The organism is Streptomyces albus subsp. albus, assembly GCF_000725885.1.
Taxonomy (GTDB): domain Bacteria; phylum Actinomycetota; class Actinomycetes; order Streptomycetales; family Streptomycetaceae; genus Streptomyces; species Streptomyces albus.
The window spans coordinates 312,750-332,735 of sequence record NZ_JODR01000002.1 but is presented as its reverse complement, the minus strand read 5'-3'; the positions used below and the strand labels follow the sequence as shown (position 1 = coordinate 332,735).

Here is a 19,986-nt window from a genome sequence, read left to right as displayed (position 1 = left end):
GGGATCAGCCCGCCGTGCGGAAGCGGCGGCGGTAGGCGGCCGGTGTGGTGCCCGTCTGTTTGCGCAGCGCCCGGTGCAGGGTCTCCACCGAGCCGAATCCGCAGGCACCGGCCACTTGGTCGAGCGGCTGGTCGGTGCCCTCCAGCAGACGGCGGGCCGCCTCCACCCGGGCGGCCTCCACGTACGCGCCCGGGGTGGTGCCCGTCTCCTGCCGGAAGACGCGGGCGAAGTGCCGTTCGCTCAGACACATCCGGGCGGCGAGCGCCGCGGTGGACAGGTCCGCGTCCACGTGCTCGGCGATGTAGGAGCGCAACTCGTCGATGTCCCGCCGGGTGGCGGGAGGCCGGCTGAGCGGAACGGAGAACTGGCTCTGGCCGCCCTGCCGTTTGAGGTACATGACCAGTTGCCGGGCCACGGCCAGCGCCACCTCCTCTCCCAGGTCCTCGGCCACCAGCGCCAGCGCGAGGTCCATGCAGGCGCTGATCCCGGCGCCGGTCCACACCTGCCCGCACCGTACGAAGATCGGGTCCGGGTCGACCGTCACCGCCGGATGGTCGGCCGCCAGCTGGGCGGCGGTCGACCAGTGGGTGGTGGCCGTCCTCCCGTCCAGCAGACCGGCGGCGGCCAGCACATGGGCGCCCACGCACACCGACGCGATCCGCCGCGCCAGCGGTGCGGTGCCCTTCACCCAGGCCACCACCTCCGGATCGACCCGGGCGACCGGCCCGTCCGGGTGGAGGTCCACCGCACCGGGCACCAGCAGGGTGTCCAGTACGCCGTCCACGTCGGCGAACGCCAGGTCGCACAGCAGCCGTACGCCCGCCGAGGTGCGGACGGGGCCGCCCTCCGGCCCCGCCAGCTGCACCCGGTAGCCCGCCGCGCCGCCGGTCTCCCGGTTGGCCAGCGCGAACACCTCGGCCGGGCCGGTGACATCGAGCAGATCGACGTCGGGGAAGACCGCGATGACGACGCGGCGGTTCGTGGACATGCCCTCATCGTCGCCCCGCTCCCGGACGGCCGCAATGACGGGCTTCTGTCACATCCGGACACGCACGGGCGGGCCCCCGGCCCCCCGGATCGCCTGCCCGGCCGCTTGTACCGCCTGTTCGGCCGCCTGTACTGCCTGCCCGGCCGTCGGGATCGCCTGCCCGGCCGTCGGGATCGCCTGCTCGGCCGCCGGCACCGCCTGTTCGGCCGTCGGTACCGCCTGTTCGGCCGCGTGTACTGCCTGTCCGGCCGCCGGGATCGCCTGCCCGCCCCCCGGCACCGCCTGCCCGGCCGCCCACCGCGATAACGTCGCCCGGCACACCTTCCCCGTCGCCCCCAGCGGCATCTGCTCCACGTGCAGCAGCCGTTCGGGCAGCTTGCGCCGCTCCAGATCGCGCACCGTCTCCAGATAGGAGGTGAGGTCGCGCAGGGTGAGGGGAGGCGTGCCCGCGACCTGGCGGACGCAGGCGCACAGCCGTTCCCCCAGCTCCGGATCGGGCACCCCGACACAGGCCACCTCGGCCACCGCCGGATGCGTACCCGCCTCGCGCTCCACCTCCGCCGGGGAGATGTTGTAACCGCCCCGCACCACGATCTGCTTGAGCCGGCCGAGCACATGCAGCCGCCCGTCACCGTCGAGCCGCCCCAGATCCCCGGTGCGCACCCAGCCGTCCCGGGTGCGGTAACGGGCGTCCAGCTCGGGAGCGGCCACGTAGCACAGCGGGGTCATCGGGCCGCGTGCCAGGATCTCCCCTGCCCGGCCGGGCTGCAGCGGCCTGTCCGGATCGTCCGGGTCGGCGATCCGGATGGCGGCCACCGCCGGATCGGGGAGCCCCGCGCACGTACCGTCGCCGCCACCGCGTGCCGTATGGCAGTTCACCCCGTCCGAGGAGCCGTACACGGTCACGACCGGACGCCCGAAACGGGCCCGGCACGCCTCCGCCGTCGTCTCCGGCAGCGCCGCACCGCTGGAGACCACGGCGCACAGCCCCGTGTGGTCCTCACCCGGCAGCGGCGGCTGCTCCGCCACACGCCGCAGCATCGTCGGCACCCCGAACAGATGCGTGGGCCGGCGCGCCACCATCATGCGGAGCGCCCCCGCCGCGTCGAACGCCTCCTGGAGCAGCAGTGTGCCGCCCAGCGCCGCCACCGTCACGTACGAGCCCAGCGAACCGAACGACGAGGCCAGCGGCACCAGCACCAGATTCCGCATCGGCCCCGCGCCGCCGTGCAGGGCCCGTACGTAGCCGGCCCGGCCACCCGCCATCGCGTTGTGCGAGTAGGCGACCATCTTCGGCTCGGCCTCCGAACCGGAGGACACCATGATGCGGACCGGCGCTTCCGCGTCCAGCGGCCGGGGCCGGAACGGCCGGGCGGCCGGCGTCCCCAGCGACGCGGCGGTACGGGACCCCTTTCCGCAGGTGAACACCGTCTCCAACCACGGCAGTCGGTCCCGTCCCACCGCGTCCTGCTCCCGCGCCACCACCAGGGCCCGCGCCCGCGCCCTGTGCAGCAGCCCCGCGGGGCCCCGGCCGCCCGGACCCGGCGGATACGGCAGGGCGACCGCGCCGACCGCCGCGACGGCCAGCTCCACCGCCACCGCCCGGCGGCTGTTGGGAAGCCGCACCGCGACCACATCGCCCTCGCCCAGCCCGTACTCGGCGAACCGTGCGGCGAAGTGCCGCACCACGCTGTCCAGCTCCGCGTAGTCCACGCCTCCCGACGCGTCCACCACCGCCGTCCGGCGCGGATGCTCCCGCACCCGCTCCCGGAACAGGCTGTAGACGTCCCGGTCGGGGCAGTGCCCACGGCGCACCCAGTCCCGGCGCAACGCCGCCGGAACCAGATCGGTCAGCCGGACCCCCGCGTTCGAGACCCAGCTCGTGTGCGTACCGGTCACAGGAACTCCCAGGGGGCGATCGGGCGTACGTACTCGTCGCGGACCAGCGCGGCGGCGAACCGCGGATCGGCTGCCAGCCGCGACAGGTCCGTGCACACCGGCACCGCGGCCAGGCCCGCCCGCGCACACCGCGCCGACCACTCCGCCGTGCTCCGGGCGGCCAGCCGCGCAGCCGCGGCCTCCGGACACAGGGCCGCGTCCGCACCCACCACATCCGTGATCCGCTCCGGCCGGGCGCGGGCGGCGTCCGTCAGCCACAAGTAGCCGTCGGCCGTCGCCAGCGGCTGCTCCCACGCCCCCCACCGTGCCCGCCGCCGGGGACGGGGTACCAGCGCCGCTGCCGAGAACAGCGACGAGTCCACACGCTGCGCCCTGCCCGTACGCTCCCGCGCCAGCAGTCCCGCCAGCACCGCCTGTGCGGACACCAGCCCGCCCAGCACATCGGTGAGCGTCATCAGCGACGGCGCCGGCGGCTGCGGTTCGGGCCGCACCGCGGCGGCCAGCCCGCTGTGCGCCTGCACCAGGAAGTCCGTGCCCAGCGGCGGTGCGGCCGATCCCCACAGACCGCCCCAGCCGGACGCCCACGCGTACACCAGCCGTGGCTGCGCCGAACACAGATCGGTGGCCTCCAGCCGCAGCCGGCCCGCCTTGCCCGGCGCCCAGTTGTGCAGGAACACATCGGCGTCGGCCACCAGCTCCCGCACGGTGCGGCGCCCGGCGGGCGTCGTAATGTCGGCCTCCACCACCCGCTTGCCGTCGTTCAGCGCCCGGAACCGGGCCGACACCGCTCCCGCCAACGGTGGCATGCCCCGCATCGGGTCACCGCCCGGCGGCTCGATGCGCACCACCTCCGCGCCCAGCAGCCGCAGCACGTGCCCCGCCAGCGGCCCCTGCACCCGGCGGGTGGACTCCACCACCCGCACCCCCGCGAGCGGCGAGCCCACCGCCCCCTGGCCCGTACGCGCCGGTGCCGCACCACCCGCCCGGCCCAGGGGGGACAGCGTCCAGGCCCGGGGGGCCACCGGCGGCGCCGTGCTCTCCCGCACGGGCAGCACACTCACCCCGGCCTCCGCGGCAGCCTCCCGCACCGTCGCGAGGGACGCCCGCCGCACCACCCCGTGCAGCTCCTCCGGCAGCCCGCAGGTCGCCGTTCCGAACCGCTGCTGGAACGGCGCCCACCCGTCGCGCACCGCGCCGCGGGAAGCCCCCAGCCGCTGCCAGAACCCCAGCCACCGCTCGGCTTCCAGCGTCTCCACCTCGAAGACCACACCGTCCGCGGACACGAAGGGCCGGTGCCCCGCACTGTCCGGCGCACACCGCCGCGGCCCGGCCGTCTCCTGCTCCTGCCCGTCCGCGGTGGCCGCCGCCAGATACTGCACGACGCCGAACAGCGCCGCCTGGCCCACCGACGTGCGCACCCACGCCGGTCCCGCGCCTCGGGCCCGCCCCAGCAGCGCCGCGCACACTCCCTGCGCGGCCAGCACCCCCGCGACGGTGCTCGCGTAGTCCACGGCCAGCGGCGTGGGGCGGCCCGAGGCCCGGCCGTGCACCTCCATCACCCCGCACGCCGCCTGCACGGCACGCTCGTCCGCCAACGGCACATCGACCGGACCCGCCCAGTCCACGCGGCAGGGCACGGTCGCCGTCCCCGGATCGCCCACCAGCGCGAGCAGCCGCGCGGCGACCTGTTGGGCGACCTGCGGCGGCGCCTGGATGCCCGGCGGGCTCGGCGTCGTCGGCATCGTCGGCGTCACGCCACCGCCTCCCCTGCTTCACGCCGCCCCTGCACCGTGTAGATGATGCTGGAGGCGGCGCGGAACGACGGGTCGCGCATCAGCTCACGCACCCGCGCCAACTGGGCGTCCGTCATCCCGGCGGCCAGCAGCCGCTCGCGCAGGCTGTAGGTGTGGTTGAGCTGGAGCTGGAGACCGGGCGAACCCGCCGTGCGCAACTCGATACGCGGTCGCACGTCGATGTCGGCCAGCCCCGCCGCCCGCATCGACGCGGCCACCCGCCGCCCCCAGTGGGGGTCGCCCCCCGCGGCGCGGAAGACGGCCGCCTTCGCCGCGCAGTACTTCTCGTACAGCCCGGCCGACTCCTCGTCCGGAGCCAGCAGCGGCGGCTCGTAGGAGGTGTCGAACTCCTCGACGTGCAGCACCCCGCCGGGCACCAGCGACCGCACCAGCTTGTCCAGCACGGCCGCCTTGTCCGGCAGATGCTGGAGCACCAGACGGGCGACGATCAGCCGGTACGCCCCCTCGGGCAGCGGGTCCTTCGTCACGTCGTGCGCCAGCGTCGTCAGCCCGGCACGCGGCGCGATGTGCTGCGGCTTGAGATCCGTCGCCGTCACATGCCCGTCCGGTGCCACACGTTCGGCCAGCCAGTGCGCCACACTGCCGCCGCCCGAGCCGATCTCCAGACACCGCCAGCCCGGCCCCACCCCGGTCTCGGCCAGCCGCGCGAACGTCGCCGTGTCGTAGGCCGCGGCCAGACAGCGGTGCTGCTCGCGGCTGTGCTCCGCGTCGTTGTCGAACGCGTAGCCCGGCTCCCGCGTCACCACGTCTGCCATCGGAGTGCCTTCCCCTCGTCCGCGATCCCGCACCGCCCGGCGCCCCGTCACGTCCACCGTCCCGTGCCGACCGTCCGCGCGCTGCCCGTCAACTGCCGCAGCAGCGCCGTGCGCCGTACCTTGCCGGTGCCCGTGCGCGGCACCTCCTCCCAGGTGAGCGCCACCGGACCGGCCAGCGGCGGCAGATCGGCGACGGCCCGCTCCCACTCGGCGCGGTCCAGTGCACCGTCCGCCGTCACCACCACCGGCAACGGCAACCGCCCCGAGGGAGACAGCAGCACGCACTCCGTCGCCCGCGGCAGCCGCTCCTCCAGCAGGTCCTCGGTACGCAGACAGCTCAGCCGCGCCGTACGGTCCACCTCGCGGTCCAGCAGCTCCACGCTGCCGTCCCGGCGCAGCACCCCCAGATCGCCGGTGTTCCACCAGGCGCCGTGCCGCTTGGCCGCCCAGCGCTCGTCCTCACCCACGTACCCGGCCGCGCAGGCCGCCGTCCGCGCCAGCACCAGACCGGGCCGCCCCCGGCCCACCGGGCGGAAGGTGTCCGGATCGACCACCCGCAGCCGCGTCTTGCCGGGCACCGGCCACCCCACCCCGCGGCTGCCCGGCGCCCGCCGATCGGCCGCCACGGAGGAGCGGGTGTGGAAGCGGAAGGTCAGCGGACCCGTCTCCGTCTGGCCCCAGCCCTGCATCCACAGCGGGGACCGCAGCCCGCTCGCCGCCAGGTAGGAGCGCACCACCGGGGGATGGATCGCGTCGTAGGTGCTGATGAACAGCCGCACCCGGCGGAACGGGTTGTCCAGCCGCTCGGTAAGCGGCCGGAAACGCACGTACGAGGCGGGCAGCGCCTCCATGACCGTGGGCGGATGCGCCCGCAGCACCGGGTCCGCCGCGTCCGCGTCCCGCGTGGTGAGGATCGCGATCTCGGCCGGGCCCAGACACATGGCGCTCGCCGTCCAGCAGAACGTGCGGCCGTGCGCGAAGGAGTTGGCGTTCACCAGCGTGTCGTCCCGCCGCACCCCGATACGCGGATACCGCACCGTCTCGAACCGGGCCAGCTTCCCGATGATCGTGCGCGTCGAGTGCGTCACCAGCTTCGGCACGCCCGTCGTCCCCGACGTGTGGTTGACGACCAGCGGCTCGTCGTCGTGCCGCCGGCATGGAGCGGGCGCCTGTGCGCCCTCGACGTCCGCCAGTGACAGCGCCCCGGGTCCGGAGCCGTCCAGCAGCAGCGTCCGGGGCAGCCCCTCCGGCCCCAGCGAGGCGCGCAGCCCCTCCCACACCGCAGCGGTGGTCACCAGCAGCGCCGGCTCCAGCCGCCGCAGCAGCACCCCCAGCGACTCCGCGGGCAGTTGGTCCGACAACTGCGCCGGTACGGCACCCGTCCGTACCGCCGCACACGCCAGCACGTCGTAGTCCCAGTGGTTCGGTTTGACGAGCGCCACCCGGTCCCCGGGGCCCGCGCCGGCCGCCGCGAACCAGCCCGCCGCCCGCCGCACCAGCGCGGCCAGTTGCGGCACCGCGTACGAGGTGGCCTCCTCGGTCCCGATGTCGAAGGGCCGGTCCAGGAACACCCGGGTGTGCACGCCCCGCTCCGCACACTCGTCGAACAGCACACCCATGTCATGCGGTTTCACTCGGACTCCTTCCGGACACCTGCGAGAGCACCGGGAACGGGACGGCCGGCGGGATCACCGGGGGATACGGCGCGGGAGGAGACGGGGGAGGCGGCGGGCGCGCCCGACCCCAGCCGGGCCAGCACCCGGGACGCCGCGAGCGCCCCCGCCCGCACCGCGCCCTCACTCGCGGGCCGCAGACTGATCCAGTCGCCCGCGTACTCCACCGGCCGCACCGGACGGTGCGCGAATCCCTGCCGCAGATGCAGCGCCCGCGGTGTCGCCTCCGGCAGACCGTGCCGGAACGCGTGCACGAACGTGGCCGCGACCGCGCCGCGCAGCCCCGGCACATACCGTCCCGCCGCCCTCACCAGCCGCTCGGCGACCTCCTCGTGCGGGGCGTCCAGCAGCTCGGGCACCAGCCGGGGCGCCGCCATCAGCGTCAACAGCCCCTTGCCCGCGGGCGCCCGCCCCGGATGCTTGGCGTGATCGACGATGACGCCCGCCAGCACGCTCTCCTCCACCGCCGGCGTCAGCAGCACGTACAGCGGTTTCGGCGAGCGCGGCGCCAGCGGACGCTCCAGCAGGCAACTCACCTTCAGAACCGGGCGGTAACCGCACTCCGACAGGAACGGCCGCTCGTCGGCCGGTGCGTTGACGTGCAACCGCGACGCGACCGGCGCCGGCACACACAGCACCGCCGCCCGCGCCCGCACCTCGCCGTCCGCCAGCCGCAGCCGCGCGCCGTCCGGTTCGCTCACCACCTCCTGCACCCGCACCCCCGTGGCCACGTCCAGGCCGTCCGCCAGCCGCCGGGCCAGCAGATCCATCCCGTCCCGGTACGTACGCCAGCCGGATGCCGGCCCCACCGCCAGCAGCAGACTCAACAGCGGTGCCACCGCGGACCGTTCGGTGTGCCAGCCGAAGAACGTCCCCGCGACCGGCTGGAGCAGATAGTCGTGCAGGTCCCGGTGGTAGCGGTGGGCGAACTCCCGCACCGTCGCCGCCCCCACCGGCGACGACTCCGGGCGGTCGCAGTCGAACCGCTCCCGGTGCCGGCCCGCCCAGGAGGTCATCCGCAGCAGATCGAGCCGGGCCCGCGCACCGAGTCCCGCGCCCGTCAGCACCGCCGTGCTGTCGGCCACGCCCGGCCGGGCCCGCCCGGCCCGCCACACGCCCAGCGACGCCCCGATACGCGGCACCTCCTGCGGCGACACCCCCAGCCGGCGCAACAGCTGCCAGGTCGCCCGGTAACCCCGCGGCGAGATCTGCTCGGCGCCCTCGTCGACCGTCCAGCCCCGGTGGCGGAAACTGTGCATCCGCCCGCCCACCTCGGCCCGCTCCTCGAAGACCCGCACCTGGAGCCCGGCCCGGGACAGCTCGTGCGCGGCCGTCAGCCCCGCCACGCCCCCGCCGACCACGGCGACGTCCACGTCGTACCCGTTCACCGTGCTCACGCCGCGGCCTCCGCCCCGTGCAGCAGCGCCGCACACACCAGCAGCACCGTGCTCACCCGGTGCACCACGAAGCCCTGCTTGCGGGCCGTCATGATGTCGCCCGGGCGGAAGCCCGTCAGATACTGCCGGGCCCGCAACACCGTCACCGGCAGCATCAGCACCACGAACCACCACGGCGCGGCACCCGTCGCCGAGGCGAGGGCGCCCAGCAGGAACTCGGCCGCCGACAGCACCCCGACGAACGCGGCGTTGCCCCGCTCCGAGACCAGACACGCCACCGTGGGCCGGCCCACCGCCCGGTCGCCGGGGATGTCGTTGGTGTTGGAGTACACACCGAACATCAGCGGCCCGAACCCGAACAGCACCGCCAGCACCAGCACGAACCACGAGAACCGGCCCGCCACCAGCCCGTACGGCGCCAGCACCAGAGCAACGCCCAGGCCCACCAGGAAGACCTCCTGGAAGCCGTGGTAGCTGATCTTGACGCCGTAGGAGTACTGGAGCGCCACCACGAACAGCACGGGCACCAGCACCAGCGTCCAGCCCGGCCGGTGCGGTGCCACCGCGACGGCGCCCGCCCACAGCACCGCGCCGGCCGCCGCCGTCACCCACGCGAAGGCCAGCGCCTCCCGCAGCGTCAGCGTCCCCGCGATCAGCGGCTTCCGCAGCTTGCGGCGCAGCGGGTCGTTCGGCCCGTAGTTGGCCGCGTCACTGCCGTCCCGGTAGCCCGTCACATCGTCCAGCGCCACCATCGCCATGACCACGAGGACCTCACCCGCCAGGAACAGCCCCAGCGTCCAGCCCTGCGCCGCCTCGAACCGCGACAGCGGCAGCAGCACCGCCGCCAGCGCCACCACGATGCTCGGGTAGTAGTCGTAGACATCGAGTTTCCCGAGTCTGGCGAAACTCCGCGCCTTGCTCTCCGGACGCGCCCCGCCCACGGCGGCGAACGCCCCGGTCTGCACCTCACTGGTCATGCTCAGGTCTCCTAGAAATCGCGACGGTTCTTTCCACACCCGCACCCACCGGGCCGCACCACCGACCCGGCACCCCACGGCACCTCGGGCCCGTGTGGCGCCTCCGGCCTGTGCGGCGCCTTCGGCCCGTGTGGCGCCTCCCGTCCGTGTGGCGCCTCCCGTCCGTGTGGCGCCTCCGGCCTGTGCGGCGCCTCCGGCCCGTGCAATGCCTCCGGCCCGGCGTAGCGCCTTCGGTCCGTGTGGCGCCTCCGGTCCGTGCGGCACCTCCCGCCCCCGGACGGGCCGGCCCCTGGGGCGGCGGGCCCCGCTGGGGCCCGGATCGGGCTGCGAACCCGGTGGGGCCCGGCACCCGGGCCCCGGCCCTTGGGGCGGCCGGCCCCCGTGGGCCCCAGACCGGCCTCCGCTCCCGGTGCGGACCGGCCACCCGGCCCGGTCCTCGTTGCGGTCGGCCCCGGCCCGGTGCGGACCGGCCGTGGGCCGCGGCCCCGGACGCGGGCCCCGGCACGTGCGGCGCGGCGCCCGCGTCCCGGCCGTTGGCACGGGCCGACCACCGGCCCCGCGCGGATGCGGCTCCGCACCCCGGGCGGGGTACGCCCGGCCCACGGACCCGCCGCACCCGCGCAGGCTCCGGCGTCCCGGACGGACGGCCCCGACACGTCGCGGCCCACCGGGTCCTCCGCATGGCACGCCTCCGTCCTCCCGGCGAACGCCGCCCAGGACCCGTGTTTTCTGACGGCGGCCGGGGACCTGCCCGTCCGCCCCGTCCGCCCCGGCGGCGGCCCGGCAGGGACGGACAGCCCCGGCCAGGCCCGCCCCGGTCAGGCCCGCCCCGACCGTGAGGCATGGCGCTGTCGTGGCACCACCACCGGGCGAAGGAGGCACGGCGGACCGTCCCCGGCAGACGGGCCCTCCACGACCCGGCGGGGCCCCGGGCCGCGGCGGCCCCCCGGGAAGCCGCCGGGTTCATAGGGCCGCGGGGCCCCGGGGGGCGGACCCTCCCCAAGGACCTGCCGGGCCCGGTGGGGGAGGGCGGTCAGCCGGTCGGGCTGGGCGCCCCGCGCCGGGCGAACGCGCACACCGTGTCGGCGACGTACTCCACTTCCGCGTCCGTCAGATGCGGGTGCACGGGGAGGGCCAGAATCCGCCTGCTGGCACGCTCCGCGTGCGGCCAGTGCTCGTCCGGCCCGGCGAACGGGGCGAACGCCGACTGCCGGGGCAGCGGCAGCGGGTAGTACACGTGCGTGCCCACGCCCCGCTCGGACAGATACGCCCGCAGCTCGTCCCGCCGGTCGGCCAGCAGCGAATAGACGTAGTAGCAGCGGCCCTCCCGGCCGCGCGGCGGCGGCAGCACGCCCCGGTCCGCCAGCGGCTCGAACCGTTCGGTGTAGTACTCGGCGATGGCGGCGCGCCGCTCCAGCCGGGCGGGCAGGCCGGGCAGCCGGTGCAGCTGGAAGACGGCCTGAATCTCGTCGAACCTGCTGTTCTGGCCGATCACGTGGTGCACGAACCGCTGCCGCCCGTCCTGGCCGTGGTTGCGCAGCATCCGCACCCGCTGTCCGATCGCCGCGTCGCGGGTCACCACCACTCCGCCCTCGCCGGGCATCCCGAACGTCTTGACCTGCACGAACGAGAACACCCCCGCCTCGCCCCACAGCCCGGCGGGGGTGCCGCGCAGCACCCCGCCCTGGGCGACGGCGGAGTCCTCCACCAGCCGCACCCCGTGCTCCCGCGCCAGTGCGGCGAAGGCCGGCATGTCGGCCATGACGGAGAACATGTGCGCCGGCATCAGGGCTTTGGTGCGCGGGGTGATGCGCCGCTCCGCGTCGGCCGGGTCGGCGACCATCGTCCACGGGTCGATGTCGGCGAACACCGGCCGGGCGCCCAGGTGGACGACGGAGGCGGCCAGCGGGGCGCAGCCGAAGGCGGGGACGACGACCTCGTCACCGGGGCCGACGCCTATGGCGCCGAGCACCAGCCCCAGCGCGGAGGTGCCGCTGGAGCAGGCCACGACGTCGGCCGCGCCCAGGGAGCGCGCCAGGGTCTCCTCCAGCGCCTGGGTGTGCTTCCCGAGGATGAACCGCTGCTCGGGGTCGGTGCCCACCTGCCGGACGGTCTCCAGCATGACCGCGCGGTCGTCGTCGAAGACGTCGGGCTGGAAGAAGGAGATGTTGTGGGTCGCGTTCACGTGGGGTTCCTGGTCGGTCACGTCGGCTGTCCCGTGTAGAACTCACGGATGGTCGCGCAGACCCGGTCCACCTCGTCGAGGTCGAGATCGGGGTGGAGGGGCAGGGCGAGGGCGCGGGCGCTCGCGGCCTCGGCGCGCGGGAACTCGCCGCGCCGGTGGCCGAGTCGGGCGAAGCACGGCTGGAGGTGCAGCGGTGTCGGGTAGTACACCTCGGTGCCCACCCCGCGCCGTGTCAGGTGCGCCACGAGGCGGTCCCGGTCGTCCGCCTCGATCAGGTAGACGTAGAAGACGGCCGCCGACCGGCCTTCGTGCGCGGGCCGTTCGACGACGCGGGGGAGCCGGGTGATGCCGGGCACGTCACGCAGCCGTTCGGTGTAGGCGGCTGCCAGTTCGGCGCGGCGGGCGATGTCCTCGTCCAGGCGGGTCAGTTTCGCGGAGAGGACGGCCGCCTGGATGTCGTCCATCTTGCTGTTGTGGCCGGGCACGTCGGTCTCCGTCGAGATGGCGGAGAAGTCGCCGAGCGTGGGCCCGAGCCGGCCGTGGTGCCGCAGCGCCGCCACCATGTGCGCCACTTCGGCGTCGTCGGTGAGCACCGCCCCGGCGTCGCCGAGCGCGCCCAGCGTCTTGGCGGGGAAGAACGAGAGGACGCCGCCCTTGCCGTGCAGCCCGGCGTGCCGCCCGTCCTGCCACATGCCGATGCCCTCCGCGCTGTCCTCCACCAGGGTCAGCCCGCACCGGGTGGCCACGGCGCCGAGCGCGGCCATGTCCGCCATCTGGTGGAAGAGGTGCGCCGGCATCATGAACCGGCTCTCCGGGGTGACGGCGGCCTCCGCGGCCGTGGCGTCCATGGCGTAGGTGTCCGGGTCGATGTCCACGAACTGGGGCCGCCCGCCCGCCAGGACGACGGAGGAGGCGGTGGCCACGAACGAGTAGACGGGGACGAGCACCCCGCCCCCGGGCTGGAGCCCGCAGGCCCGCAGCAGCAGGACGAGGGCGTCCGTTCCGCTGTTCACCCCGACCGCGTACCGGGCGCCCGTCCAGGCGGCCAGTTCCTGTTCCCAAGCGGCGACCTGGCGGCCGTGTGAGAACTTCCCCGTCGCGAAAACTTCGTTGATGCGCTCCTCGATGAGCGGCCACAGCTTCCCGAAGGTCGCCGCCTGGGAGAAGAACGGAACACCTTCGCTCCCGGGCGGTGGGCCGGAATTCTCCTCGACCTCTCCCAAGTCCCCTCCGAAAGCCACGAGTAACCCCAATGAATTGACACGAACGGCGGATTGCCAGCGCCCCCAGGCTTACCCATGCGCCCGCCCAACCGCGCCCGCACGCCGGGAGGTTCACTCGTGCCGGTACGAAATTCCTGATTCCGCTTGACCGCTCTTCATACCGGAGTCCACAGTCTCTCGCGTTCGGACGAACCCGTTACATCTGCAAGGGCAGGCCGTCGGCACGTACCGCCGGGGGTCCTGTTTCGCGTGCCCTCTGGCGGAGGAAAATGCTGCGCCCCTTCATCGTCGGTCTCGGCCGCTCCGGCGCCGGACTGCACCTGAAAGCCCTCAAGGACCTCGCGGCCGGTGCGGCATCCGGCGAGGAGGCGCCCTTCAGCCGGCCGCCACTGGCCTGGGACCCGCGCCCGGAGGCGGGACACGGCCTCACCGGCCTCACCGTCGCCGCCTCGCTGGCCGCCGCCGCCCGGCTCACCGAACCCGACCGGGCCGTCGTCCACCTGTGCACCCCGCCCGAGGCCCGGGCCGAGGTGCTGGAGGAGCTGGCCGTGTCGGGCTTCACCCGCTTCCTGGTGGAGAAGCCCCTGGCCTGCGACCCCGCGCAACTGGACCAGCTCGTCCGGCTGCGGGAGAAGTACCGGCTCCACATGACCGCCGTCGCGCACTGGCTGGCCGCCGAACTCACCCGCCGGCTGCACCGCCTGGTGACCGACCGCACCCTCGGCACCCTCCTGGGCATCGAGGTGGCCCAGCACAAGCCGCGCTTCACCCGCACGCTGGCCACCGAGGGCCATCCCACGGCCTTCGACGTGGAGGTGCCCCACTCCCTCGGAGTCGTGCTGCACCTGGCCGGCCCCGCCGAACTGGTGACGGCCCACTGCACCGACATGGTGTGCGACGGCACCGTCGTCCCGCACATGGGGCGGGCCGCGCTCACGCTGCGCCACCACAGCGGTGTGCGCACCGAGATCGTCTCCGACCTCGGCTCGCCCGTACGGCAGCGCACCTTCACCCTCCGCTTCACGCACGGCACCGCCACCGCCCACTACCCGATCAGCGAGCAGGACCACCACGCCCAGCTGATCCTCACCGGAGCCGTGGAGAGCCACGACGTCTTCCACGACGAAGCCCTCACCGCATTCCTGCGGCAGACCTACGAACGGTTCGCCGCGGGAGAGGTCACCGACTTCGCACACCACCACGCCGTCGCCCGGCTCCTGTGCGAGGCCAAGGCCCACTGCCGCGCGGCCGACGCCCCGGCGCCGTCCCAAGGCCCCCGATGAACACAGCCGGTGCGAACGAAGCCCGTCGGACCCGTGAGAACCGTGAGAACAGAGCCCCCGTGAACACAGGAAGGACGCCCGTGCCGGACCAGGAGAACCCGCCGGCCGGCGGGGCAGCCGCCCGCTGCGCAGGCATCGGCGACGAAGCCGCCCAGGACCTCGAAGGACAACTCGGCGCCCTGCGCGCACTCGGCTGGCACAGCATCGAGCTGCGCAGCATCGGCGGCACCGCACTGGCCGACCTCACCCCGCAGCAGGTGCACGTCCTCGCCGACCGGTTGCGCCGGGCCGGAGTACGGGCCGTCTGCCTCGACTCGCGGATCGGCAACTGGGCGCGCCCCGTCACCACGCCCTTCGACACCGACCTGGCCGAACTCGACACCCTGCTCGCCCAGTGCGAGCTGCTGGACTGCCGCTACGTACGCGTCATGTCGTACCCCAACGACGGGCTGCCCCCGGGCGAATGGGAGACCACCGTCCTTCGCAGACTCGCCCGCCTCGCCCGCCGCGCCGAGGCGGCCGGTGTCACCCTGCTGCACGAGAACTGCGCCGGCTGGGCGGGCGACGACGCGGCCCGCATGCTGCGGCTGCTGCACGAGGTGGACAGCCCGGCGCTGCGGCTGCTGTTCGACACCGGCAACGGCATCGCCCACGGCTACGACGCCGCCGCCCTGCTGCACGACATCCTGCCGCATGTCGCCCACGTCCACGTCAAGGACGCCCGCCGCACCCCGCACGGCGCCGCGTACGTGCTGCCCGGGGACGGCGAGGCCCGTGTCACCGACTGCCTGCGCACCCTGCTTGACGCCGGCTACCGGGGAGCGTTCTCACTCGAACCCCATCTGGCCGTCCAGCCGCACGCCGGACTGCGCGCCGACACGGACGCCGCGCACCTCTTCGTCGCCGCCGGACAGCGCCTCGCCCACCTGCTCACCCGCCTCCAGCAGCCCGCCCCCGCCCCGGGGGCACCGTGAGCACCGCCGCGCCCCGCACGAGCGCCGGGCCCCTGCTGACCGACGACGACCACGCGCTGCTGCTGCGCCTGCTGCGCACCCCCACCGCCGGGCCCCTGGAAGCGGGCCACGACGCACCGCTGCAACTGTGGGAGGCCCAGCGTGCCTACGCCGACGCCGCCCGCTCCGCCGGTCTGCGCCCGATCCACCACGCCGCCCCCGCCGCCGAGGCGCTGCGCCGTGCCGACGTGCCCGCCACCGTGCGCGCCGCCGCGCACGACCCCGGCTTCCTCGCCGCGCAGCCCAGCCTCGTCCTGCGGCTCGGCCCCGACCGGCCCGTGCGGGACACCGTCATGTTCAACGTCCACCTCGACACCGTCGCCGGCACCCAGCCGGTCACCTTCGACGGGGTGCGCTTCACCGGACGCGGCGCCGTCGACGCCAAGGGCCCGGCCGTCGCCCTGCTGGCCGGGGTACGCGCCGCCGCGGCCCGGGAACCCGCCGTCGGACGGGACATCAGCGTCCTCGTCCAGGCGGTCAGCGGGGAAGAGGGCGGCGCCATGGGCACCTTCGGCACCCGGCCCCTGGTCGAGGCCGGGTTCATCGGGCGGCTCAACGTCTTCTGCGAGCCCACCGGCCTGCACCATCTGCCCCGCGCCACCGCCTCGATGACGGCCCGCATCACCGTGCGCGGCGACGACGCCGTGGACGACCGGCCCCGCACCGGCCACAACGCCACCGTGCTCCTCGGTTTCCTGGCCCAGCACGTGGCCGCCGCCTTCGACTCCCACCCGGAGCGCGCGGACGCCACCGGCGCCCCCTGCATCGCCGGACTGCACACCGGGCACGCCCACAACCGCGTCTACGGCAGTGGCGACCTCCTCGTCAACGTCCCCTACACGAGCACCGCCGAGGGGCAGGCCGCGGCCCGTGCCCTGGAGGACACCGTGGCCGCCGGCGTGCGGGAGTTCACCGCCCGCTTCGCCGGGTCCCGCACCTGCGGCCGGACCGCCGCCGACGCCGCCGCCCTCACCTCACTCGGCTGGGACAAGCGAGGGCTGCCCTGTCTGAGCGGCGGTGGCACCGGCGAGGGGGGCGACCCCTGGGCCGAAGCCGTCCTGGCCGCCGCCGGCATCCCCTGCCGGCCGGCCGACGAGCCCGCCTTCACCTGCGACGCCATCTGGCTGCACGGCGTGCCCGGCACGTACACCACCGTCCTCGGTCCGGGGACACTCGACGCCAACAACGCCCACGCGGAGGGCGAGTTCGTGGACCTGGCGGACCTCGACGCGTTCGCCGCCCAGGTGAGCCGGCTGCTGACGGCCTTCGCCCGGCGCCGGACCGGACAGCGGCAGGCGTGACAGCCCCGGCAGTGCCACCCCACCGGCGGAAAACGCAGTGCCACAGGCACGCAGTTCCACCCCCACCGATGGAAACCGCACGACAACTCCCGCACCCCAGCGAAGGAACACGGCACGACAGACCCCGCAGTCCCACCCGACCGGCGGAAAACCGCACGACAGCGCCCGCATCCCAGCGAAGGAAAACCGCATGACAGTGCAGGACCAGGCCCGCAGACAGCCCGGGCCCGGCGCCCCGGAACAGCCCCTGGGCACGCCCACCGTCACCGTCCCCTACGACGTACTGCTCACAGCCGCCACCACGGCCTTCACCACCCGCGGCCTCCCCGAGGGCCGCGCACGTGCGGCTGCCACCGCCCTGTGCTACGGCGATCTGGCCGGCCTCGGCTCGCACGGCGTCTTCAACCTCGCCCGCCTCTACCTGCCGCTGCTCGACTCGGGACGTGCCGACCCGGACGCCGAACCCCGCGCGGTGACCGACCTGGGCGCCTGCGTCCTGTTGGACTCCCGGCGCGCGTTGGGACTGTGGGCCGCCGCCGAGGCGATGGACCTGGCCGCCGAACGCGCCCGCCGGCACGGCGTCGGCCTGGTGTCCGTCCGCAACGCCACCCACTTCGGCTGCGCCGGCCACCACACCGCGCGCGCCGCCCGGCAGGGCCTCATCGGCGTCCTGGCCGGCAACTGCGGCGGCCAGCGCATCGCCCGGCCCCCGCACGGGCTCCTGGCCATGCTCGGCACCAACCCGCTCAGCGTCGCCGCCCCCGCGCTCGACGACGACCACCCCTACGTGCTGGACATGAGCACCACCGTGGTCCCCACCGGACGGGTGCGCACCGCCGAACGCAACGGCGAGACCATCCCCGCCGGCTGGCTGGAGGACGCGCAGGGGGAGCCGGTCACCGACCCGGCCGCCTTCGACCGGGGCGAGGCGTATCTGCGCTGGCTGGGCGGCGACCCGCAGACCGGCGCCTACAAGGGCTACGGCCTCGGCCTGGCCGTCGAGGTACTGGCCGCCCTGCTGCCCGGCGCCGCCACCGGCCCCGCCACCGGCGCCCTCGACGGCGACGGCCGCCCCCACGGCACCGACGACGACATCGGCTTCCTCGCGCTGGCGATCGACCCCGAGGCGCTGCGCCCCCGGGAGGAGTTCCGCGAGGACACGCTCTCCCTCTTCGGCTCCCTCACCCGCTGCCCGTCCGCGCCCGGCGGCCCCGCCGTGCGCTACCCCGGCTGGTGGGAGGCCGAACGCGCCCGCGACCGGCTCCGCGACGGTATCCCGCTGCCCGCCCACCTGTACGACGAGCTCGCCGGCCTGGGCCTGCTCCCGGCGCACGGGACGGCGGGCGACGGTATGCGGGGTGGTGGACGATGACCCCGCGCCGTGTCGCCCTCACCGGCCTCGGCTCCATCTCGGCCTACTACCTCGCCGCGATCGAGGCCGACCCCGGCTGGCAGCTCGCCGCCCTGTGCGACGTCGACCCCGCCGCACTGCGGCCCCACCGCGACCGGGTGCCCTGCTTCACCGACCACCGCGAGATGCTGGCCGCGGCCAGGCCGGACGCGCTCGTCGTCGCCGTCCCCAACCATGTGCACGCCCCGGTGTGCCAGGACGCGCTGCGCGCCGGTGTGCCCGTGTGCGTGGAGAAACCCCTCGCCCGCACCCTCGACGAGGGCCGCGAGGTGGCCGCACTGGCCCGCACGACGGGCACCCCGCTGTTCACCGCATTCCACCGGCGCTACAACGAACCGGTGCTGCGGCTGTGCGAGCGACTGCCCGCACCCGAAGCCCTCGCCTCCGTACGGGTCCGCTACCTGGAACGCATCGAGGACCACATCGGCTCCGACACCTGGTACCTCGACCCGGAACGCTGCGGCGGCGGCTGCGTCGCCGACAACGGCCCCAACGCCTTCGACGTGGTGCGGCTGCTGCTCGGCGAGGTGACCGTCACCCGCTCCGCCATCGCCCGCGACGCACACGGCGTGGACCGGCAGGCGGTCGTCGAACTGCGCGCCCGGCGCGGGCGGGCCACGGCCCGGGTCGAACTGGACTGGAGTCGGCCGGGGGAGACCAAGGACGTCGAGGTCCGGCTGACGGACGGCACCGTGCTCGGCGCCGACATGCTCGGCCTGCACCCGGGCTTCAAAGCGTCCCTGTGGCACGAGTACGCCGGGATCCTCGACGCCTTCGCCGCCGCGATCGAGACCGGCACCCCGCCCGGTTCAGGAGCCGACGCGGTGGCCGACGGGGGGCTGGCCGCGCTGGAACTGGTCGCCGCGGCCTACGCGTGCGAGGAGCCCCTGGACGGGGCGGCGCCCGACACGGAAGGAGCCGGGGCCCGATGACCCCGCGGACACAGACCCAGACTCAGACACAGGCCCGGACCCGGACCGTGGCCCGTCCGGCCACGCCGCAGCGGGAGAACGGCGAGAAGCGCGGCGTCCACGGCACGCTGGTGAAGGTCCTGCTGCACCGCAGGACGGACCGCGGCATGTCCCTGGAGCCGTACGCCAGCCGCTGTGTGCGCCGCGGCGAGATCCACGAACTGGTCACCACCGACCACCGGGAGACCGCGCCCGGCACCCGCATCGACCGGGTCGGCTTCCTCGGCTTCGTGGAGCTGGGCTGCGGCGGCGTCCTGGACCGCGGCGACGGCGTCTGGCTGGGCGACACCCGCGTCGGTACCGTCCTCGGCTTCGACGCCTGCCACTTCCCCAACCACTACAACATCCTGATCGACGCCGGACGTCTGCTCACCGGGGAGGATCTGCGGCTCCGCCCGGAACTGCCGGTCCGATTCCACCCGGCCGGCTGACGCCGCGCGCCGCACACGACGAAGGCCGGTGGCCCCGGGGGGGCCACCGGCCGTGGTGTCGTGATCCGCGGCTCAGCCGAGGAGCTCGACGTCCAGCCGCCCGAAGTGGAACTCACGGACGGCGGCCAGCAGCTCGTCCAGCGACAGCTCACCGTCGCCGTTGGTGTCGACCTGCTGGAACGCCTCCTTGGCCTCGGTGCGGTTGACACCGATGCCGCCCAGCCACGCCTCGAACTCCGAGGAGTTGATCTTGCCGTCGTCGTTCTTGTCGCAGATGCCGATGATGGCCTTGACCACGGGGCCCAGCACGCGGTTGAAGTTGGCCTCGCCGCCCTCGAAGATCAGGTTGCCGGTGACCTGGAGGAACTGGTCCTTGGACAGGGACCCGTCCGGGCCGACACCGGCCTCACGCGCCAGGTAGTCGAACAGCCCGTTGAAGGCGTCCTTGAGGGCCTGTACCTCACGGGAGTCCGGGGCCTTCCCGAAACCGTGGGCGATCTTGGCGGCCTCCTCCTGGAAGTCACCCCGCTCCAGCACCCCGTTGCCGTCCGCGTCCCACTTGTCGAAGCGCTTTTGCAGACGGTCGTTCGCGAGAGCAGTGCTCATGCCGATGTCCTTTCCTATCGGGTGATGACAAGACGGCGGCGGGGGTGTCCCGCGCCGTC

16 protein-coding genes are annotated in these 19,986 nt (G+C 74.7%); 6 read left to right on the top strand and 10 right to left on the bottom strand.

What is annotated here, in order from left to right:
* Window positions 1-4: 4 nt before the first annotated feature.
* The 9 genes from IO40_RS0103340 to IO40_RS0103300 form a co-directional block, all read right to left on the bottom strand.
* Window positions 5-988: a GlxA family transcriptional regulator gene (locus tag IO40_RS0103340; protein WP_016470375.1), complete on the bottom strand. Its 984-nt coding sequence runs from the start codon at window positions 986-988 to the stop codon at window positions 5-7.
* A 48-nt stretch (window positions 989-1,036) separates the two neighbouring features.
* Window positions 1,037-2,887, bottom strand: a complete 1,851-nt coding sequence (locus tag IO40_RS0103335) for a class I adenylate-forming enzyme family protein (protein ID WP_033228336.1) — start codon at window positions 2,885-2,887, stop codon at window positions 1,037-1,039.
* Window positions 2,884-4,641 (bottom strand): CoA transferase, encoded by a 1,758-nt coding sequence (locus IO40_RS39355; RefSeq protein WP_078659683.1) that lies wholly within the window; start codon window positions 4,639-4,641, stop codon window positions 2,884-2,886. The genes IO40_RS0103335 and IO40_RS39355 overlap by 4 nt, the downstream gene beginning before the upstream one ends.
* Window positions 4,638-5,456: a class I SAM-dependent methyltransferase gene (locus IO40_RS0103325; RefSeq protein WP_016470378.1), complete on the bottom strand. Its 819-nt coding sequence runs from the start codon at window positions 5,454-5,456 to the stop codon at window positions 4,638-4,640. Before IO40_RS0103325 ends, IO40_RS39355 begins: the two co-directional genes overlap by 4 nt.
* Before the next feature lie 47 nt (window positions 5,457-5,503).
* The gene (locus IO40_RS0103320; protein ID WP_031174823.1) at window positions 5,504-7,075 is read right to left on the bottom strand and encodes a class I adenylate-forming enzyme family protein; all 1,572 of its coding nucleotides are present in this window, start codon (window positions 7,073-7,075) and stop codon (window positions 5,504-5,506) included.
* 11 nt (window positions 7,076-7,086) lie between these two features.
* Window positions 7,087-8,526: a protoporphyrinogen/coproporphyrinogen oxidase gene (locus IO40_RS0103315; RefSeq protein ID WP_030409294.1), complete on the bottom strand. Its 1,440-nt coding sequence runs from the start codon at window positions 8,524-8,526 to the stop codon at window positions 7,087-7,089.
* A complete protein-coding gene (locus tag IO40_RS0103310; RefSeq protein WP_031174822.1) occupies window positions 8,523-9,503 on the bottom strand; it encodes a UbiA family prenyltransferase in 981 nt (326 codons plus the stop codon). Before IO40_RS0103310 ends, IO40_RS0103315 begins: the two co-directional genes overlap by 4 nt.
* A gap of 1,033 nt (window positions 9,504-10,536) precedes the next feature.
* Complete coding sequence (locus tag IO40_RS0103305; RefSeq protein ID WP_174500669.1) at window positions 10,537-11,709, bottom strand: DegT/DnrJ/EryC1/StrS family aminotransferase; 1,173 nt, start codon at window positions 11,707-11,709, stop codon at window positions 10,537-10,539.
* Window positions 11,706-12,911 (bottom strand): DegT/DnrJ/EryC1/StrS family aminotransferase, encoded by a 1,206-nt coding sequence (locus IO40_RS0103300; RefSeq protein WP_031174820.1) that lies wholly within the window; start codon window positions 12,909-12,911, stop codon window positions 11,706-11,708. Before IO40_RS0103300 ends, IO40_RS0103305 begins: the two co-directional genes overlap by 4 nt.
* 269 nt (window positions 12,912-13,180) lie before the next feature.
* On the opposite strand from IO40_RS0103300, the gene IO40_RS0103295 reads away from it, so the two are divergent.
* The 6 genes from IO40_RS0103295 (at window position 13,181) to IO40_RS0103270 (ending at window position 19,321) form a co-directional block, all read left to right on the top strand.
* Complete coding sequence (locus IO40_RS0103295; protein ID WP_030409290.1) at window positions 13,181-14,194, top strand: Gfo/Idh/MocA family oxidoreductase; 1,014 nt, start codon at window positions 13,181-13,183, stop codon at window positions 14,192-14,194.
* Window positions 14,195-14,274: 80 nt separating this feature from the next.
* Entirely contained in the window at window positions 14,275-15,168 is an 894-nt protein-coding gene (locus IO40_RS0103290) for a sugar phosphate isomerase/epimerase family protein (RefSeq protein WP_041968418.1), read from the top strand.
* Window positions 15,165-16,508: a M20/M25/M40 family metallo-hydrolase gene (locus IO40_RS0103285; protein WP_031174819.1), complete on the top strand. Its 1,344-nt coding sequence runs from the start codon at window positions 15,165-15,167 to the stop codon at window positions 16,506-16,508. The genes IO40_RS0103290 and IO40_RS0103285 overlap by 4 nt, the downstream gene beginning before the upstream one ends.
* 190 nt (window positions 16,509-16,698) lie before the next feature.
* Complete coding sequence (locus IO40_RS0103280; protein ID WP_030409287.1) at window positions 16,699-17,880, top strand: Ldh family oxidoreductase; 1,182 nt, start codon at window positions 16,699-16,701, stop codon at window positions 17,878-17,880.
* Complete coding sequence (locus tag IO40_RS0103275; RefSeq protein WP_016470388.1) at window positions 17,877-18,851, top strand: Gfo/Idh/MocA family protein; 975 nt, start codon at window positions 17,877-17,879, stop codon at window positions 18,849-18,851. The genes IO40_RS0103280 and IO40_RS0103275 overlap by 4 nt, the downstream gene beginning before the upstream one ends.
* Entirely contained in the window at window positions 18,848-19,321 is a 474-nt protein-coding gene (locus IO40_RS0103270; protein ID WP_016470389.1) for a DUF6917 domain-containing protein, read from the top strand. Before IO40_RS0103275 ends, IO40_RS0103270 begins: the two co-directional genes overlap by 4 nt.
* Before the next feature lie 72 nt (window positions 19,322-19,393).
* Here the strand turns inward: IO40_RS0103270 and IO40_RS0103265 are convergent, their stop codons facing one another.
* Window positions 19,394-19,927, bottom strand: coding sequence for an EF-hand domain-containing protein (locus tag IO40_RS0103265; RefSeq protein WP_016470390.1), 534 nt, complete (start codon window positions 19,925-19,927; stop codon window positions 19,394-19,396).
* Window positions 19,928-19,986: the final 59 nt, after the last annotated feature.